This is a genomic window from Kribbella sp. NPDC051587 (assembly GCF_044453945.1).
In the GTDB taxonomy this organism is placed as follows: Bacteria; Actinomycetota; Actinomycetes; order Propionibacteriales; family Kribbellaceae; genus Kribbella.
On sequence record NZ_JBITDE010000018.1, the window covers coordinates 37,132 to 51,146 of the forward strand.

Here is a 14,015-nt window from a genome sequence, read left to right on the forward strand (position 1 = left end):
AGATGTCCGAGGCGACGGCTAGCGTCTGGGCGATGAATGACGATCGGGCCGCTCAGGCCACTGATGTTCAGTTGCGCCGAGCTCTGGTTGACGAGATTGCCGCCGAAGGCTGGCTGCGTACACCGGCCATCAAGGCAGCGATGGAGATGCTGCCCCGCCATCTCTTCGTGCCGGGCGCATCCGTCGAACAGGCGTACGCCAACACGACGGTAGACATCAAGCACGCTGACGACGGTCTGGCGATCAGCTGCGCCTCACAACCGACCGTCGTGGCAATGATGCTGGAACAACTGCAAGTCGAACCTGGCCACAACGTTCTCGAGCTCGGCGCCGGCACCGGCTACAACGCCGGGCTCCTCGGCAAGCTGGTCGGGCCGACCGGGCGCGTCACAACCGTCGACGTCGACGACGATCTCGTCACCGGCGCCCGCTCGCACCTGGCCGCCGCCGGTCTCGGCAACGTCTCCGTGGTCCTGGGCGACGGCGCCCTAGGGCACCCCGCAGACGCGCCCTACGACCGCATCGTCGCCACGGTCGGCGCCCACGGCGTCCCCCGAGCCTGGCTTGACCAGCTCGCGCCCGGCGGGCGACTGGTCGTCCCGCAACGTATTCGCGGCAGCGTGTCCCGCTCCTTCAGCTACGAGAACCGCAGCGGCACCTGGGTCTCGATCGGGAGCCAGATGAACAGCTTCATGCCACTGCGCGACGGCGTCGCCGCCGACGACCGAGACTTCATCCCGATCGCCGCCGACGGGTCAGTGCGTCTGCAGACCTACAGCACCCAGCCCGTCGACGCCGCGGCGCTGGCCGACGTCATCGACCAGCCCCGCAGCATCGCCTGGACCGATGTGCTCTTTCGCGGGAAGGAGTCACCGGAATGGATGGAGCTTTGGCTGACCTGCTCCTTCTCCAGTGGCCTCAACCGGATGACTTCGAACGACGAAGCCGCACGGCTATTGGTCGACGACCCATATCCCAGTTCCGCGGCGGTCGTGGAGAACGGCACGCTCGCCTACCTGGTCCGCCGGCTGTCCAGGCACCGTACGCCCGAAGGCGACAAGCTGTGGGAGTTCGGAGTGGTCGGCCACGGCCCGGCAGGGGACGATCTTGCCCAGCGCGTACGGGAATCGATGCGTACCTGGAACCGGGACTACCGCGGTCGCGAGGTCTCATTCGAACTTAGAATCCATGCCCACTCGACAACTGCGCCCTATGAGGACAGATTCGTCGTCGAAGCGCCACCAGGCCAGCTGCTCATCGACTGGCACTGAGCGTCCAAGCGAGGACAAAAGCCCTGTTCAAATCGCTATTCAGGTGCGTTCCCCGAGGGTAAGTTGCGAATAGAGATCAACGCACGGCGTAAAGCGCCCTGACGGCCTCCGCAGCGGCCACGAGCTTGGCCGCTGCGACCAGACGGCAGTTCGTCAGCCGTCTAGCCGTTGTAGGGGCCGTACATCAAATCGATCGAGTAGTAGCTCTTGTAGTACAGATGGCAGGCGGCCTCGTCAGACATCAGGGAGGCGCTTTCTTTGATGGCCTTGTAGCAGTTGCCGATCTGGTTGAACCGGCGTGTGGTCCACTTGTAGACGTCGCCTTTTTCCTTGGTGTAGATCGTGAAGTGGCTGCCGTTCCAGTGACAGTTGGCGCCGCGGGTCATCAGGTCGCCGCTGGCAACGATCGCCCCGTAGCAGTTCACGACTCGGTTGTACCGTCCGCCGTACCACTGCGCTGCGTGGCTCGGTCCAGCGGTTGCGGTCAGGCCGGAGATTGCCAGGAAGAGAACCGCCACAGCGGACCCGATCCGGTGAAACATTCGTTACTCGCTCTCATGAACGGATGATGCGTTGGGCATCAAACGTAAACGCGCGAGGCAGGGTTGTGAGCCCTTTTGGTGTTGCAGGAAACTGCAATTTTCCGTTGCAGGAAAGTGCAATATGGTTGCCCTAGGCAACGCAGAATATTCCACGTTGGCGGCGGACAAGCGGGCCGGATCCAGCGATCCACTGCAGGAACGTGCAATTCGGGGATTCCGCAATTGCAGGAACGTGCGAATGCGTTGCCGGAGACCTAGCTGATGAGCTATTGGAGGTTGCGGCGAGTGGTGGGCTGTGCCAACTCGGCATCGTCCAGAGCGTCGCGCAACTGAACCAGCAACCTGGTCAGTGTCACCTGCTCCCTCGCGGTCAGTCCCAGGCTGGTCGGCCGACTTGCTCGTACGACGGCTGTCTGTGCATGGCCGAGCGCGTCGTGGCCGGCCTGGGTCAGGCGCAGGACGTTTCGGCGGCCGCGGCCGCCGAGACCGGTCAACTCGACTAGTCCGGCGTCTATCATCCGCCGCAGGATTGGCCCCATCACCTGGTGCCGCACCCGCAGCGAGCGGGCCAACTCCGTCTTGCTGAGTTCGCCCGTGTCGCCGAGGCAGGCCACCACGGCGAACTGGGTCGGCGTGAGCTCCGCGCTTCCCACCGCCTGGGCCAGCCAGCGCTCAGCTATTCGGGCGGTTCGAACCAACTCCCACAGCACCGGCACCTCGCTGGACGATCCCACCGAACCAACACTAGGCGAGTCATCAGGGGCGAAGGCCTCAGCCGGCCCCAGCCCTCGCGGCATACCGGGAGAGGGCTACCAGCCGAGTTCGGCGTACGCGATGCCGCTGAGGTAGTTGTCGAGGCCGGCCCGCGGGTACGGCACCATCTCGGCAGGCAGCTCGTCGAGGGGGAACCACTCGACGCCGCCGCACTTGTGCGGCTCGGCGTTGACGGGTTCGCCTTCCCAGGCGGTGGCGACGAAGAACAGCCCGAGACGCGGCAGCTCGGTCTCGTGACCGCGGTGCATCGTGTGGCCCAGCTGCAGCGATGTCGGGTCGACCTTGATGCCGGTCTCCTCGTGGGCTTCGCGCGCGGCGCACTCGGTGGCGCTTTCGCCTTCCTCGAGGTGGCCGGACGGCATGTGCCACTGCCCGTCGGCGTAGCCGGTTCCTTGTCGTTGCGCCAGCAGGATCTCGGCGTCGCGGATGAGGAGCAGGTGGACGTCGATGATGGTGCGGAACCGCTCGGGTTTCATGCTGGCGCGCCTTGCTGGTAGTCGATTGATGGCTCAGCGAGGCTAGCCCACCTGGCCCGGATCGCCGCACTGATCACGCGGACCGTGTCGCATGGGCGATGCTGACCGACGTCGATCGTCAGTACGTCGACACCCCGGCCTCGCAGGATCTTGCCGGCGTCGACGTAGTAGCCCAGGTCGACGTCGATGCGATCGTCGTCCTCGAACCGGCCGGAGCTCACGCCGCGCGCCTGCAGCCGGGCCCGGATCGTGGCCGCAGGCGCGGTGAGGATGACGGCCAGGTCCGGTGCATCGGCATCGCGGTTGATGGCGTCGATGAAATCCAGCGGGACGCCGTCGCGGCGCTGCAGCACCAGCGACGTCGCGACGTACCGATCGCACAGCACCAGGCGGCCGGCCCGGAGTGCTGGACGCAGCTCGGTGTCGAGGTGGTGGTACCGGTCGGCCGCGACCAGGCAGGCCAGAGCCTGCCCGCTGAATTCGTGGGTGCCGTGCCGCGCGAGCTCACCGATCGATCCCCTGGACGGCTCAGTCGTCTGCTGGACCGGGACGCAGTACTCGGCCAGCTCGGCCGTCAGGCCCGCGACAGCGGTGGACTTGCCCACCCCGCCCGGGCCGTCGAGGGTGACGAAGAACCCGGGCCAGCGGTGGTCCCCGGTCACGCCGTGGCCGTTTCGCGGCTGCGCGCGTACTGCTGACGCGACAGGTTTGCCATGTGGCGGCGCACCTCGTCGACCGGTGCTTCACCGAACTGGATCCCGACCGAGAAGTTGAACTCGTCACGCGAGCGCATCGCCTCGTCCAGGCCTTCGTCGGTCAGGTCGACCGCGCCGTAGGCGAGCAGCTGCTCGGCGGTGTAGCGGCCGGTGGCCATGAGCCTGGACCATTCCGGCGTACCGGGGTAGGGACGGAACTCGAACACCGACGCCCGGAAGCTGCCCGGGAGATGATCGGTCATCTCCCATAGCTCGTGCACCAGGTCGACGGTGTCGAGCATCTCGTGACGCTGCTCGCCGGGGAACCCGAGGATGAAGTAGCCCTTCACGCGGATGCCGCGCTCGGTCAGCCGGCGTACGGTGCGCTGCACCATGCCGGGATCGATGCGCTTGTCGATGTAGGCCAGCACTCGTGGGTTGCCGGACTCGATTCCGAGCGCGACCTCGCGGAGCCCATTGGCCGCGAGACGGTCCAGCTCGGCGTCGTTGACCTTGTCGAGGACGTTGATCCGGCCGGTCGCGTCCCACTGCGCCCAATCGCCGACCCGTTCGGCGGCGAACGGCGCCATCATTGCCTTGATCACCCGCGGTACGCCGAGGAACAGGTCGTCAACGAACCGGTACGCGGTGACCCCGTACCGGTCGCGCAGGTCGTACATCTCCCTGAGGATGTTGCCCGGCGTACGGACCCGGATCGTGATGTCGGGGTTCGCGGAGACGGCGGCACCGCAGAACGAGCAGTCGTAGGGGCAGCCGCGCGCCCCGACCATGTTCGCCTCAAGCCGTCCATCACCCGCCAGGTAAGGGTCCTGGGCGAGGTACTGCCGATCGACGTGGGCGAGCTGATCGATCGGCGGCGCGAGGTGCGTGTTGCTGCCGCGGCCGGTGTTGATCGTCCCCAGGAGCGGATCGCGCCACATGACACCCGGCAGTTCCGCACGCAGGCGGTGATCGGTCAGCAGCTGCACGACCCGGCTTTCGCCCTCACCGATGACCAGCGCAGCAGTAGCGCGCATCCGGGGGTCGGTGAGGATCTCGGTCGGCATGGCCTTGGCCTGGTGGCCGCCGAGCATCAGCATGATGGCCGGGTCGAGTCCGGCGGCGATCCGGGCGCTGATCTCGTAGGTGGGGGCCAGGAGGTTGAACCCAGCCCAGCGTGGGGCCAGTTGGTTGACCAGGGCAATGGTCTGATCGATCCCGAGGCCGTGGGCCTCGGCGTCGAGGACTGCGGTGTTGAACCCGGCCCCGGCGGCCGCGGTGGCGATGTAGGCCATTCCGAGCACGGGGAGGGTGAAGTCGTTCACGCGCGGCCGGAGCGAATAGTCACGAAGTGGTGCGTTCACGAGTAGGAGATCGAGCTGACGGGCCGGGTCGCCGCCGGCGATCAGTCCTGGATCAGGTCGGTGGTCGAGGTTCGCTGGTAGCACGTGCGCCTCCCTGGGCAAGGGTGAGCAGAGTCAGTGCGGACAGGTGATCGCCGGCGCCGTCTCGCCACAGGCGGCCGAACGCGGCATCGGTGTCGGGCCAGTCGTGGCCGGGTGCCGTCGTACGGGCGTAGTGGCGAACCGCCATGTCGTAGTACGGGTAGAGCGCGAAGTCGTTGGACCAGTCCGCGACCGCTGCACCAGCAGTCCACGGCCCGATCCGGTACACGCCGCGCAGCGCGTCGACGAGGTCGCCGGGCTCCAACTGCGCCCACTTGTCGGCGTTCTCGAGGTAGGCGACCGCGGCTGCGCGCAAGATCGGCCGCTTGAACTTCATCCCGAGGCCGTCGAAATCGTCGTCGGACAGTTGGGTGACCCGCTCGGCGGTGGGGAACAAGAACATCACCCCGGCCGGAGTCAGCACCTGCTCGCCGTATGCGATGCAGAACCGCTGGTGCGTGGTTCTTGCCTGGCTGACCGTGACGACCTGCCGGTTGATCGCCGTGCCGATCGCATCCCACAGATCACAGTTCCGTACTCGCATCACCGGCCCGGCCGATGCCAGCACCTTGCCCAGCGTTCCGAACAGCTCGGGCAACGAGTTCGGGTCGACGACGCTGGCTACCGGTCGAGGTGACGTCGGCTTCGTTGCAGCTGCTGGCGACAGATCCAGAGCACCGCTGGCCGTATCCCAGGCCAGATACCAGGTCGTGGCGCCGGATCGCATGACCCGTGTGAATCCAGCCGCCGAGGGCAGCCAGCCGGGGTGTTCTTGCATCAGGTTCGGCATCGTGAAGCCCCTTCTTGAGGTGAACGCGCGTCATAGTCAACGCGCTCGCCCCAGCCGCAGCCGGACGCCGCGCGCGATACGCGAACCGTCAGGAGTTCGGGCAGCCCGAAAAGGGTGCAGCCGAGTGCGGCCGCGACATTCGCGGCCGCACTCACGGCGATCAGCGCTGGCGCAGAACAGCTGGCTGGCGTGGCGGGCGGCCGCAGGATCGAAACTCCGGTACGGCCGCCTGCCGAATAGGGGAGGTGTCCTCGGTTCGGCCGCCCAGGCGCCGATCGCCAGCCCGAACCGAGGACACCCAGGTGGACGACGCCGGCGCAACGACCCTGAGGAGGTCGCGCAGCGGAGGAGATCCGGCCTCGTCGCACAGGAATGCCACATCGCCAGATCGCGAAGACGCGACCAGCGCCAGATGCTCGATGAGCCATGGCCACTCCCCGCCTCTCCGCAGAACCGCAGATGCAACATGAAGGATGTAGTACATCCTGCATCCGGATAATCCGGCGCGTCAAGAGGGTTGTAGGACATCGGATGACCTACAGCCCCGCGTTACGATGAGCACCTACGCGCGGACGAAAGGGGCGAAGATGACCCAGATCGAGGCACCGCGGTCGCGCGCCGCGCAGATCGCCGACATCCTGCGTGACCGGATCCGCAGAGGCGTGCACGCGCCCGGCTCTCCCTTGCCCAGCGAGCCGGAACTGTCGCGCGAGTTCAACGTCTCCCGGCCGACGATCAACCGCGCAGTCATCCTGCTGCGCAACGAAGGCCTCGTCCGGGTGAGGCGCGGTCTCGGCGTGTTCGTGCAGCCGATCCCGGTCATCACCCGGATCGCGACCCGGCGGCACGGAGCGCGCGACAAAGGCCGGGGCGCCTACGACGTAGAGATCCGAAGGCTCGGCCTCGACCCGACCTGGACAGCACTGGTGGAGCGCGTGCCCGCATCAGAGCTGCTCGCCGGCCTCCTGGACGTCGAGGTCGGCTCCGAACTCGTCGTCCGGCGCCGCAAGTACTTCGCCAACGACATCCCGACCCAGATCGCCGACACCTACCTGGTCAGCGAGCTCGCCGAGAAGGCCGGCGTGACCGAGGAGAACACCGGCCAAGGCGGCACCTACTCCCGGCTCGCAGACGTCGGCCGAGGGCCGGTTCACTTCTCCGAAGAAGTCGGCTTCCGTGGAGCCAGCGCCACCGAGGCAGCCTTCCTCGACATGGAGCCGAACCAAGCAGTCTTCGAGATCATCTTCGTTGCATCAGACCACGAACACCGACCCGTCGCAGTCACCTCCCACATCCTGCCGGGACACCAATGGAAGCTGCGCTACGAGTGGAGCGACGAACCCGAAAGCGAAACCGAGTGATCGACACCCGCATCGCCACCCGTCCAGGATCACCGCGGCGACCCAACGAAGACGCCTTCGCCGCGGTCGCTGACCTCGTCGTCGTCGCGGACGGTGCCACCGCGCCCGCCGATCTCGGAACCGGATGCATCCACGATCCACGCTGGTACTCACGCGAGCTCACCACCCAAGTGGCCACCGCACACGTCCGCGACAACGGACGGACCCTGGCCGCCGTGCTCAGTACGGCGATCGGTGCCACCGCCGACGCCCACGCTGACACCTGCGACCCGCGCCACCCAGGCACACCATCATCGACCGTCGTCATACTGCGCGCCCGCGACAGCAGCCTCGAATGGCTCGTCCTTGGCGACGCGACCCTCGTTGTCGAAACCCCGGCCGGAATCAGAGTCGTCTGTGACGACCGGCTCTTCCGCACCAACAAGGACCTCCGCGAACGGGTCCTGACCACCACCGCGGACGACCCCCAGCGCCCGGGACGTATCTCTGCGTTGGTCGATGCCCAGCGCAACTACCGCAACTCCGACAACGGCTTCTGGGTAGCCGCCGCGGACCCCGCCGCCGCGCACCAGGCCTTAGCCGGCACCGAAGACCTTCCCGCAGGAAGCACCTGGCGGGCCGCCTTGCTCACCGACGGGGCCTCCGCAGCCGTCGACACCTACCACCTCACCGACTGGCAAGGACTCCTCGACCTCCTCGACGGCGCCGGCCCGAACGCCCTGCTCGAATCGGTCCGCAAGATCGAGGCCGACGACCCGACCGCCCAGCGCTACCCCAGGATCAAACGATCCGACGACGCGACCGTTGCCTACCTCACCGGAGCCTCTGCGTGAGCAACATCCCTCTCCACCGTATCGGCGTCTCGGCCGTCACCATCGACGACCGAGGACGCGCACTCGTCATCCAGCGCCGCGACAACGGACGGTGGGAAGCCCCCGGAGGCTTCCTCGAACTCGCCGAAACGATCGAAACCGGGGCCCGCCGCGAAGTACTCGAAGAGACCGGTCTCGACGTCGAACTACTGAACCTGACCGGCATCTACAAAAACATGAAGCTCGGCGTCATCAACTTCGTCTTCCGCGCCCGGGCAATCGCCGGCGCCCCCACCACCGGTCCCGAAACCAAAGACATCCGCTGGGTCACCAGAGACGATGTCGCCGAACTGATCCCCATCGAAGCATTCTCGATCAGGACCCTCGACGCCCTCGACAACCCGGCCACACCGAGGATCAGGCACCACGACGGCGTGCGCCTGCTCTGAGCCCTACCCCGCAGGCTTCCTGGCCTGGGCGACACGAGCGGTGAGCCGCGCGACCCGGCGGTACTTCTCCGGAGTGTCGTGCCGGTCCCACGCGGCGGCCGGATCGTCCGGGCTGACGTGCGGCACGTGGTCGAAGTGCCGCTCCACGTCCACTGCCTCCAAATGCCAGCTCAGCTGGCCCTCCAGGGTCGGCACATAGATCACATCCGGACACGCAGGCTCTTCCGAATCGACCGACAGGACGGCCTCGTGGCCGGCCGCCATGTAGGCCACCAACTGTGCGCGCTCAACGTAAACGGCGCGCTCGGCCGCGCGTCGGGCCAACTCATCGGCATGGCACGGAAACTCGTCCATCGGGCACGTACACACCAGCACCTTGCCGATCAGCTCTTCCAGGTGTGCCCGCATCCAGGACCTGCTGACACTTCGGTGGGTGCCGACGGCATACTCGTCGGGGCCCTCGCCGTCCAGCCAGCGGCCGAAGCGATGGACGGCCACCGTGCGGGCCTCGGCCTGCGTCGAGGCTGCCCCTTCGCCGAGTAGGTCGTCGGTCCTGAACGGATTGCCCCAGCGGCTGCTGCGGTCCACCATCACACTGCCCTCGGGCGTGGCCCACCCGGGGGTGGGCCGTTGCTGGATGCGAGTTGGCCGTTTCACGTCTGAAATCTCCTCAAGTGCTTGCTGGTACTGGTGAATGTCACCAACTAGACCCGGGTCACCGGCACGCGGGAGTGCCGCAAGGACCTGCGGCACCGGCTGACTTCAGACAGCTGAATCCGGCGCCTCGTGATCGGGCTGGGCGAGCGCGACTAGCTGCTGTTTGAGCTCCGCCATCAGTTCCTGGTCATCGGCGGCGAAGGCCTTCCGCCACTCGTGGATGAGCCGGCCGGGTTCATCGCCCTCGAACGGAACCCACTCACTCATGCGTCGTCCCGTGGACCAGGAATCCCAGCGCTGCCGTTGCGCGGTCCGCCGATGAAGTCGGTGCCAGCCAGGAGCCGGTGGCCGACCTCGTACTTGCGCCGCGCGCTGGATCTCTTGCTGGGATCGTCGTACAAGGTGCTCGCGATCTCGGCCCAGCTGAGGTTGTGCTCGTCGCGCAACTGAACGATCAGGTACTGCTCCCGTCGCTCGAGCAGCCGCGCGAGGTATGCCGTACTCGCTGCCAGCCGCCGTGTCTCGGACCTGCTGTCCGCCCGGCCACCCGCGCGCTGCTCGTCCGCGACCGCCGTCAAGGCATCAGCCAACACGTCGGAGTCGACCAGCCGCGCTACCCATCCGCGCGGGTCATCCTTCTTGGTCCAGCCCAGCACCACACCGCCGGCGGTGTGTCGTACCTCAATCGCCATCTCACTCTCCTAGGTGTGCGCAATGCGCACACCTGACTGTACGCATTGCGCACAGTCAGGGTCAAGGCTGCGATCCGCCGGTCCCGATGGTGACTTCTCCGGCGCTCGTCTCGCCTCCGGCGAAACTGGGAGAGCGCCCGGCAATGCACCACCAGGCTGTTGCTGCTCCGGTGTCGGTAGACGTCGCTGGTACAAGCAGCTGATCACGCACCAGTTCAGCCGCTGGCTTGCTGGCATGCAGCGAAACGTGTACTGGATCGCTGGGCATCCCGTGAATGGTCAAGACCCACACCTCGGCGGACGCCCGGTCAGCGGCCATGCGCTGCCACAGGTCGACGATGCCGCCTGGTTCGCAGCCGAGCCGGTCGACGATCTCGGCGCGGTTTTTCGCGAGTCCCAGCGAGAGCAACTGCCGGATCAGCTGGGGTTCGTCGACGTCGAACTCGGCCGCGATCGTCTGCAGTGGTGTCGAGGTGTCCCAGGCGTCGAGTAGCCGTTGGGTGTCGGCCGCGTTCCAGTAACGGCGGCCAAGTCGGTCCAGGGCTTGGGCCAGTTCGGCTTCCCAGTCGTAGGCGGGATCGTCGATCAGCAACTCGCGCAGGACGTCAACGGCGTACTCACCGCGAGCGCGTGGCGTCCCAGGCGGCAGGAGAAGCTTCGCCCGCGACCGGATGGCCCCCGGTGTGCGGTCCAGGTCCTCAGCGAGCTGTTCCACCGTCACTCCCGCCCGGAGCCCGGCAACGAGCTCGGCGTGATGATCGTGCGTCCAGTCGGTGTTGCGCTGCCGGCGGCCGCTGACAGCAGGCTCAGTGCCTTCCGCGATGTCCACGCCAGACACGGTAGGTGACGGCGCCGACACCCGCGGCGCGCCGAACAGCTGCGTCGCCCTGTCACGGGTCGTCAGCGCTAAATTGCTCGCTGTGAAACCCAAGACCGCGCGGAAGCTCCTTCGCTCCCTGCTTCCCGACAATGTCGAGCCTGACGAGCGGCTGGTTGCGAAGATCGCTACCGATCTCGTGAAGCCACTAGGCGCACCCGGATCCGTCCGCTGGCAAGCGGCGCGAACCGTCATCTCTGCTGGCCGCGGGATCACGGACGACCAGGTCGACGCCGAGACGCAGCGGCGCCGCGCGAAGCACGCCATGGCGGTCGAAGAAGCCAGGCGCGCAGCCGAGAAATCTGCCGACGCAGCCGTGGCGTACGTCGCGCAATACCGCGCTGCTCACGGTGTCGGTCCCACCTGGTACGAGCTGGCACGCGAGATGGGCTGGTCCCACCAGACCAAGGGCACCAGCATTCGCCATCTCCAGAAACTCGGTCACCTGACCTTCACGACCGCGAACCGGTCGCTCGACCTCGCGCAGTCGCCAAACAGCGAAGTAGCAACCGCCGCCATCTGATCCCGCGCCGGGTCGGGCCGTCGACGGCGAGCCCAGTTCACGGCAGGGGATCTGTCCCGGATCATCCGGCGTCGTTGCGAGCTCGCACAAGGATCGCGACAAGTGCGATGACCGCCAGCGGCCAGACAAGGACAGCCCAAACAGCAATCCCGCCGAAGATGGTCGAGCGTGACAGCGGAGTATCGCGGGACAGCCGCCCAGATATCTCCTTGTATGCCGAATCGGACGGCATGACCCGCACCAACACCACAGCTACCAGCACACCGATCGACAACCAGAGCAGCCAGGTCATCTCCGCCCCGCCGCCGGGAGCTCGAAGGCGCCGGGGTGACCGGCCTTCCACCGCTCCCATTCGGGATTCGGCCTGTCGCCCCAGCCGATGATCCGATCGAGCAAGCCGTGAAGATCGAGGGGCTGTTCCTTGCCTTCCCAGGTCTCGGGAACTGGTACGGCCATGCGCCAGCTATCGACGACGTAGGCCCAGTCGTTCTCACCCCGCTTGATCAGCGTGCAGCACGACGCGCCGGAATCGATGTCGAACGGCTGCGGGTCGAAGTGGGCCGCGATCCAGGTCGCGCTGTACTGGTGCCGGCGCCAGCCGACGAACGCCTTGAGCTGTGCGGTCTCGACCGCGGTCGGCCGCTCGCCGTACCAGAGCGGGGTGTCAGGATCCTCGTCGACACACAGGGCCACGAGGTAGGCGTACCGCGGGCAGAGAGTTCCGACGACCGGGATCCGAAGCGCGGCGAGTGGGTCGTCTTCGCGCGCGTCGTACGGCCAATGAGATGTCATTCGGGTCCTCCTCGGGAGTGGACGGCAGCCGCCAGTGACAGCACCTATCTCCTGAGACTATGTCTAATCATTAGACATGTTCAACAGCTAGACATGTCTAATGATTAGACATTAATCTCCTTGTTGTGGACACCTTGGAGCAAGCTCTGGAAGACCTCCGGCTGTGGTCGACACCGGGCCGACGAGCTGAACTACTCGCGGCCGCGTGGCGATCCGGCGAGACGAACATACGGACGCTGGCCGAGGCCGCGCGGGTAACCAGGCAGACCGTCTACACCGACCTGGAGTCCTGCGGGATCGATCCAGGCGATGACCGCGAGAACGCGCAGGAGCCGCGCTGGTTCGCGCCGATCGTTCCGTTGTTCACGAATGAGGCCGAAACCGAGGAGGAAGCATGGATGCTGCTTCTCCCGGAGGTCAAGCTTCCTGGTGACTACCGTCCGGCCGAACCGCCCCGTGACAAGGCCGACGAGATGCTCACCTTCGCCATCCAGACGTGGCGGTACTCGCGGTATCACCGGGTTGTGGTGGCGGCCGCCCGCGACGAGTACGCCTGCCGGCTCCGTGCGACCCGGGCGATCCATCGCGCCGAGACGGCCTGGGAGGCCTTGCGCACCGCGAAGCACTGGGCAGCTGCCCATCATCAATGGGTCGAGGCGGCCGACGACGCGCGCCAGCCGCTGGCGGCCTGGGCCGCGGCCGCCGAGGCGCGCCGTGACTTGGAGAGCACAGCAGAGCTCACTGCGTTTCGTGATGGCGGCCGGGACGGGATGCCTGCGGATTCCCTGATCCCGGACTGCGACGTCGACCAGGCCAAGCTGGTGGCAGCCGATTTCGAGGAGACCTATTCCCGGCGGCTGGGCATGGCGAGGGTGACCCTCAGCGCCCAGCAGCAGGACGTCTAGGTTCCACCCGAAGGTCCGAGCCGCCCCCACAGCGGATTGATGGCGTCGCCGGAAGACGGAGCGAAGAGCAAGATGCCTGCAGCCGCAGTTCTCCTTCTCGGCGACCATGTGCTCCTGTAGATCCCGAAGTCACCTGTCGCACGCGGAAGCCCGTGCGCGCGGCGCACCTGGTTTACCGGCGGAGGCCTGGTGTTCGTGATGATCCTGGGGCCCATCTTGCTGATCCACTACTGGCCCTGACCCCCGGTCCGGCGGGGATACCCAGGACGACGAACCGCCGGCAACTTGAGCGCGGGTTAGCCCGGTGGTGCTGCGGATCTGGTACGGCGTCAGGCTGCCTTCGTCGTACGCGGCTCGTGCGGCCGCGATCAGTTGACCGCGAGCAGCCTCGAAGGTGTCACGGCGATGTGTGTGGTTGGCGCCGGAGACGGTGAAGGCCCAGGCCTGGCGGTACTCCACTACGACCGCTTGCAGCTCCGCCAACTCAGCTCCCGCCGTTGCCGTTGCGGTAGCCGCCCGGGATCGGGGTTCCAGATGCCAGGCGCGGCGCTCAGCAAGTTGGACGTGCACCGGAATCGAGTCGTCCTGGAGCACGTAGCACTCCAGCAGCCAGTCGTCGCTGTTTTCGTGTACCTCGTGCGGGTCCTCGCCGCACATCACGCGGATTCCGTAGAGCCGGTCACTGTCGAGCTGGTCACGGGCAACGAACAGGTGAGTTGCGCCGGCTTGCTGGGCTTGGCGCACCATGCGGGCGATCGCGCGTCGCTTGATCATGACGAGAACCTCCGTCGGGGTTGTGGTGGGCCTTTGGGGTCGGCAGGCGTTGTGTGCCTGCCGGCAACTGCCGGGGTCTTGTGCCGACGGAGGCTCGAGGTCAAGGGCGGCCGCGTGCGGCCGTCGCCGAGGGCGATGCGGAGCTTGCAGAGCACCCTTGACGTCGAGGGTCGGCGTGGT

The 14,015-nt window shown here is 66.8% G+C and carries 19 protein-coding genes; 6 read left to right on the forward strand and 13 right to left on the reverse strand.

What is annotated here, in order from left to right; genetic code table 11:
- The first annotated feature begins 32 nt into the window (after window positions 1-32).
- Window positions 33-1,271: a methyltransferase, FxLD system gene (fxlM, locus tag ACIA49_RS38685; protein ID WP_396383265.1), complete on the forward strand. Its 1,239-nt coding sequence runs from the start codon at window positions 33-35 to the stop codon at window positions 1,269-1,271.
- 161 nt (window positions 1,272-1,432) lie between these two features.
- Here fxlM and ACIA49_RS38690 read toward each other — a convergent pair whose 3' ends face one another.
- The 6 genes from ACIA49_RS38690 to ACIA49_RS38715 all read right to left on the reverse strand — a co-directional run bounded on the left by ACIA49_RS38690 (window position 1,433) and on the right by ACIA49_RS38715 (window position 5,993).
- Complete coding sequence (locus ACIA49_RS38690) at window positions 1,433-1,789, reverse strand: hypothetical protein (protein ID WP_396383266.1); 357 nt, start codon at window positions 1,787-1,789, stop codon at window positions 1,433-1,435.
- Between the two features lie 290 nt (window positions 1,790-2,079).
- Window positions 2,080-2,547 carry a MarR family winged helix-turn-helix transcriptional regulator gene (locus ACIA49_RS38695; RefSeq protein WP_396383267.1) on the reverse strand — a complete coding sequence of 156 codons (468 nt, stop codon included), beginning with the start codon at window positions 2,545-2,547 and terminating at the stop codon, window positions 2,080-2,082.
- 75 nt (window positions 2,548-2,622) lie between these two features.
- On the reverse strand, window positions 2,623-3,063 hold the full coding sequence (locus ACIA49_RS38700) for an NUDIX domain-containing protein (protein ID WP_396383268.1): 441 nt from the start codon (window positions 3,061-3,063) through the stop codon (window positions 2,623-2,625).
- A complete protein-coding gene (locus ACIA49_RS38705; RefSeq protein ID WP_396383269.1) occupies window positions 3,060-3,725 on the reverse strand; it encodes a dTMP kinase in 666 nt (221 codons plus the stop codon). Before ACIA49_RS38705 ends, ACIA49_RS38700 begins: the two co-directional genes overlap by 4 nt.
- Complete coding sequence (locus ACIA49_RS38710) at window positions 3,722-5,206, reverse strand: B12-binding domain-containing radical SAM protein (RefSeq protein WP_396383270.1); 1,485 nt, start codon at window positions 5,204-5,206, stop codon at window positions 3,722-3,724. Before ACIA49_RS38710 ends, ACIA49_RS38705 begins: the two co-directional genes overlap by 4 nt.
- Window positions 5,175-5,993 (reverse strand): hypothetical protein, encoded by an 819-nt coding sequence (locus tag ACIA49_RS38715; protein ID WP_396383271.1) that lies wholly within the window; start codon window positions 5,991-5,993, stop codon window positions 5,175-5,177. The genes ACIA49_RS38710 and ACIA49_RS38715 overlap by 32 nt, the downstream gene beginning before the upstream one ends.
- A 587-nt stretch (window positions 5,994-6,580) precedes the next feature.
- Between ACIA49_RS38715 and ACIA49_RS38720 the strand changes: the two genes are divergently transcribed.
- From ACIA49_RS38720 to ACIA49_RS38730, 3 genes are read left to right on the forward strand one after another with little or no spacing between them, the layout of a single operon-like run.
- A complete protein-coding gene (locus tag ACIA49_RS38720) occupies window positions 6,581-7,354 on the forward strand; it encodes a GntR family transcriptional regulator (protein ID WP_396383272.1) in 774 nt (257 codons plus the stop codon).
- The gene (locus ACIA49_RS38725; RefSeq protein ID WP_396383273.1) at window positions 7,351-8,187 is read left to right on the forward strand and encodes a hypothetical protein; all 837 of its coding nucleotides are present in this window, start codon (window positions 7,351-7,353) and stop codon (window positions 8,185-8,187) included. The genes ACIA49_RS38720 and ACIA49_RS38725 overlap by 4 nt, the downstream gene beginning before the upstream one ends.
- Complete coding sequence (locus ACIA49_RS38730) at window positions 8,184-8,615, forward strand: NUDIX hydrolase (RefSeq protein ID WP_396383274.1); 432 nt, start codon at window positions 8,184-8,186, stop codon at window positions 8,613-8,615. Before ACIA49_RS38725 ends, ACIA49_RS38730 begins: the two co-directional genes overlap by 4 nt.
- A gap of 3 nt (window positions 8,616-8,618) precedes the next feature.
- Here ACIA49_RS38730 and ACIA49_RS38735 read toward each other — a convergent pair whose 3' ends face one another.
- The 4 genes from ACIA49_RS38735 to ACIA49_RS38750 form a co-directional block, all read right to left on the reverse strand.
- The gene (locus ACIA49_RS38735; RefSeq protein ID WP_396383275.1) at window positions 8,619-9,272 is read right to left on the reverse strand and encodes a DUF4326 domain-containing protein; all 654 of its coding nucleotides are present in this window, start codon (window positions 9,270-9,272) and stop codon (window positions 8,619-8,621) included.
- Between the two features lie 105 nt (window positions 9,273-9,377).
- The gene (locus ACIA49_RS38740) at window positions 9,378-9,539 is read right to left on the reverse strand and encodes a hypothetical protein (RefSeq protein ID WP_396383276.1); all 162 of its coding nucleotides are present in this window, start codon (window positions 9,537-9,539) and stop codon (window positions 9,378-9,380) included.
- Window positions 9,536-9,964 (reverse strand): hypothetical protein, encoded by a 429-nt coding sequence (locus ACIA49_RS38745; RefSeq protein WP_396383277.1) that lies wholly within the window; start codon window positions 9,962-9,964, stop codon window positions 9,536-9,538. Before ACIA49_RS38745 ends, ACIA49_RS38740 begins: the two co-directional genes overlap by 4 nt.
- A gap of 61 nt (window positions 9,965-10,025) precedes the next feature.
- Complete coding sequence (locus tag ACIA49_RS38750; protein WP_396383278.1) at window positions 10,026-10,793, reverse strand: hypothetical protein; 768 nt, start codon at window positions 10,791-10,793, stop codon at window positions 10,026-10,028.
- Window positions 10,794-10,884: 91 nt separating this feature from the next.
- On the opposite strand from ACIA49_RS38750, the gene ACIA49_RS38755 reads away from it, so the two are divergent.
- Entirely contained in the window at window positions 10,885-11,364 is a 480-nt protein-coding gene (locus ACIA49_RS38755; protein ID WP_396383279.1) for a hypothetical protein, read from the forward strand.
- Between the two features lie 61 nt (window positions 11,365-11,425).
- Here the strand turns inward: ACIA49_RS38755 and ACIA49_RS38760 are convergent, their stop codons facing one another.
- Window positions 11,426-11,656, reverse strand: coding sequence for a hypothetical protein (locus tag ACIA49_RS38760; protein WP_396383280.1), 231 nt, complete (start codon window positions 11,654-11,656; stop codon window positions 11,426-11,428).
- Window positions 11,653-12,156: a hypothetical protein gene (locus ACIA49_RS38765; protein WP_396383281.1), complete on the reverse strand. Its 504-nt coding sequence runs from the start codon at window positions 12,154-12,156 to the stop codon at window positions 11,653-11,655. The genes ACIA49_RS38760 and ACIA49_RS38765 overlap by 4 nt, the downstream gene beginning before the upstream one ends.
- A 125-nt stretch (window positions 12,157-12,281) precedes the next feature.
- Between ACIA49_RS38765 and ACIA49_RS38770 the strand changes: the two genes are divergently transcribed.
- Window positions 12,282-13,061, forward strand: coding sequence for a hypothetical protein (locus ACIA49_RS38770; protein WP_396383282.1), 780 nt, complete (start codon window positions 12,282-12,284; stop codon window positions 13,059-13,061).
- A gap of 129 nt (window positions 13,062-13,190) precedes the next feature.
- On the opposite strand, the gene ACIA49_RS38775 is transcribed toward ACIA49_RS38770, so the two are convergent.
- Window positions 13,191-13,835 (reverse strand): hypothetical protein, encoded by a 645-nt coding sequence (locus ACIA49_RS38775; RefSeq protein WP_396383283.1) that lies wholly within the window; start codon window positions 13,833-13,835, stop codon window positions 13,191-13,193.
- Window positions 13,836-14,015: the final 180 nt, after the last annotated feature.

Excerpts from the sequence above, each read along its gene's own strand:
- ACIA49_RS38745 (WP_396383277.1), bottom strand. The coding sequence starts at position 9,964 with ATGGCGATTGAGGTACGACACACCGCCGGCGGTGTGGTGCTGGGCTGG.
- ACIA49_RS38740 (WP_396383276.1), bottom strand. The coding sequence starts at position 9,539 with ATGAGTGAGTGGGTTCCGTTCGAGGGCGATGAACCCGGCCGGCTCATC.
- ACIA49_RS38720 (WP_396383272.1), top strand. The coding sequence starts at position 6,581 with ATGACCCAGATCGAGGCACCGCGGTCGCGCGCCGCGCAGATCGCCGAC.
- ACIA49_RS38700 (WP_396383268.1), bottom strand. The coding sequence starts at position 3,063 with ATGAAACCCGAGCGGTTCCGCACCATCATCGACGTCCACCTGCTCCTC.
- ACIA49_RS38775 (WP_396383283.1), bottom strand. The coding sequence starts at position 13,835 with ATGATCAAGCGACGCGCGATCGCCCGCATGGTGCGCCAAGCCCAGCAA.
- ACIA49_RS38765 (WP_396383281.1), bottom strand. The coding sequence starts at position 12,156 with ATGACATCTCATTGGCCGTACGACGCGCGCGAAGACGACCCACTCGCC.
- fxlM (WP_396383265.1), top strand. The coding sequence starts at position 33 with ATGAATGACGATCGGGCCGCTCAGGCCACTGATGTTCAGTTGCGCCGA.
- ACIA49_RS38715 (WP_396383271.1), bottom strand. The coding sequence starts at position 5,993 with ATGCCGAACCTGATGCAAGAACACCCCGGCTGGCTGCCCTCGGCGGCT.
- ACIA49_RS38760 (WP_396383280.1), bottom strand. The coding sequence starts at position 11,656 with ATGACCTGGCTGCTCTGGTTGTCGATCGGTGTGCTGGTAGCTGTGGTG.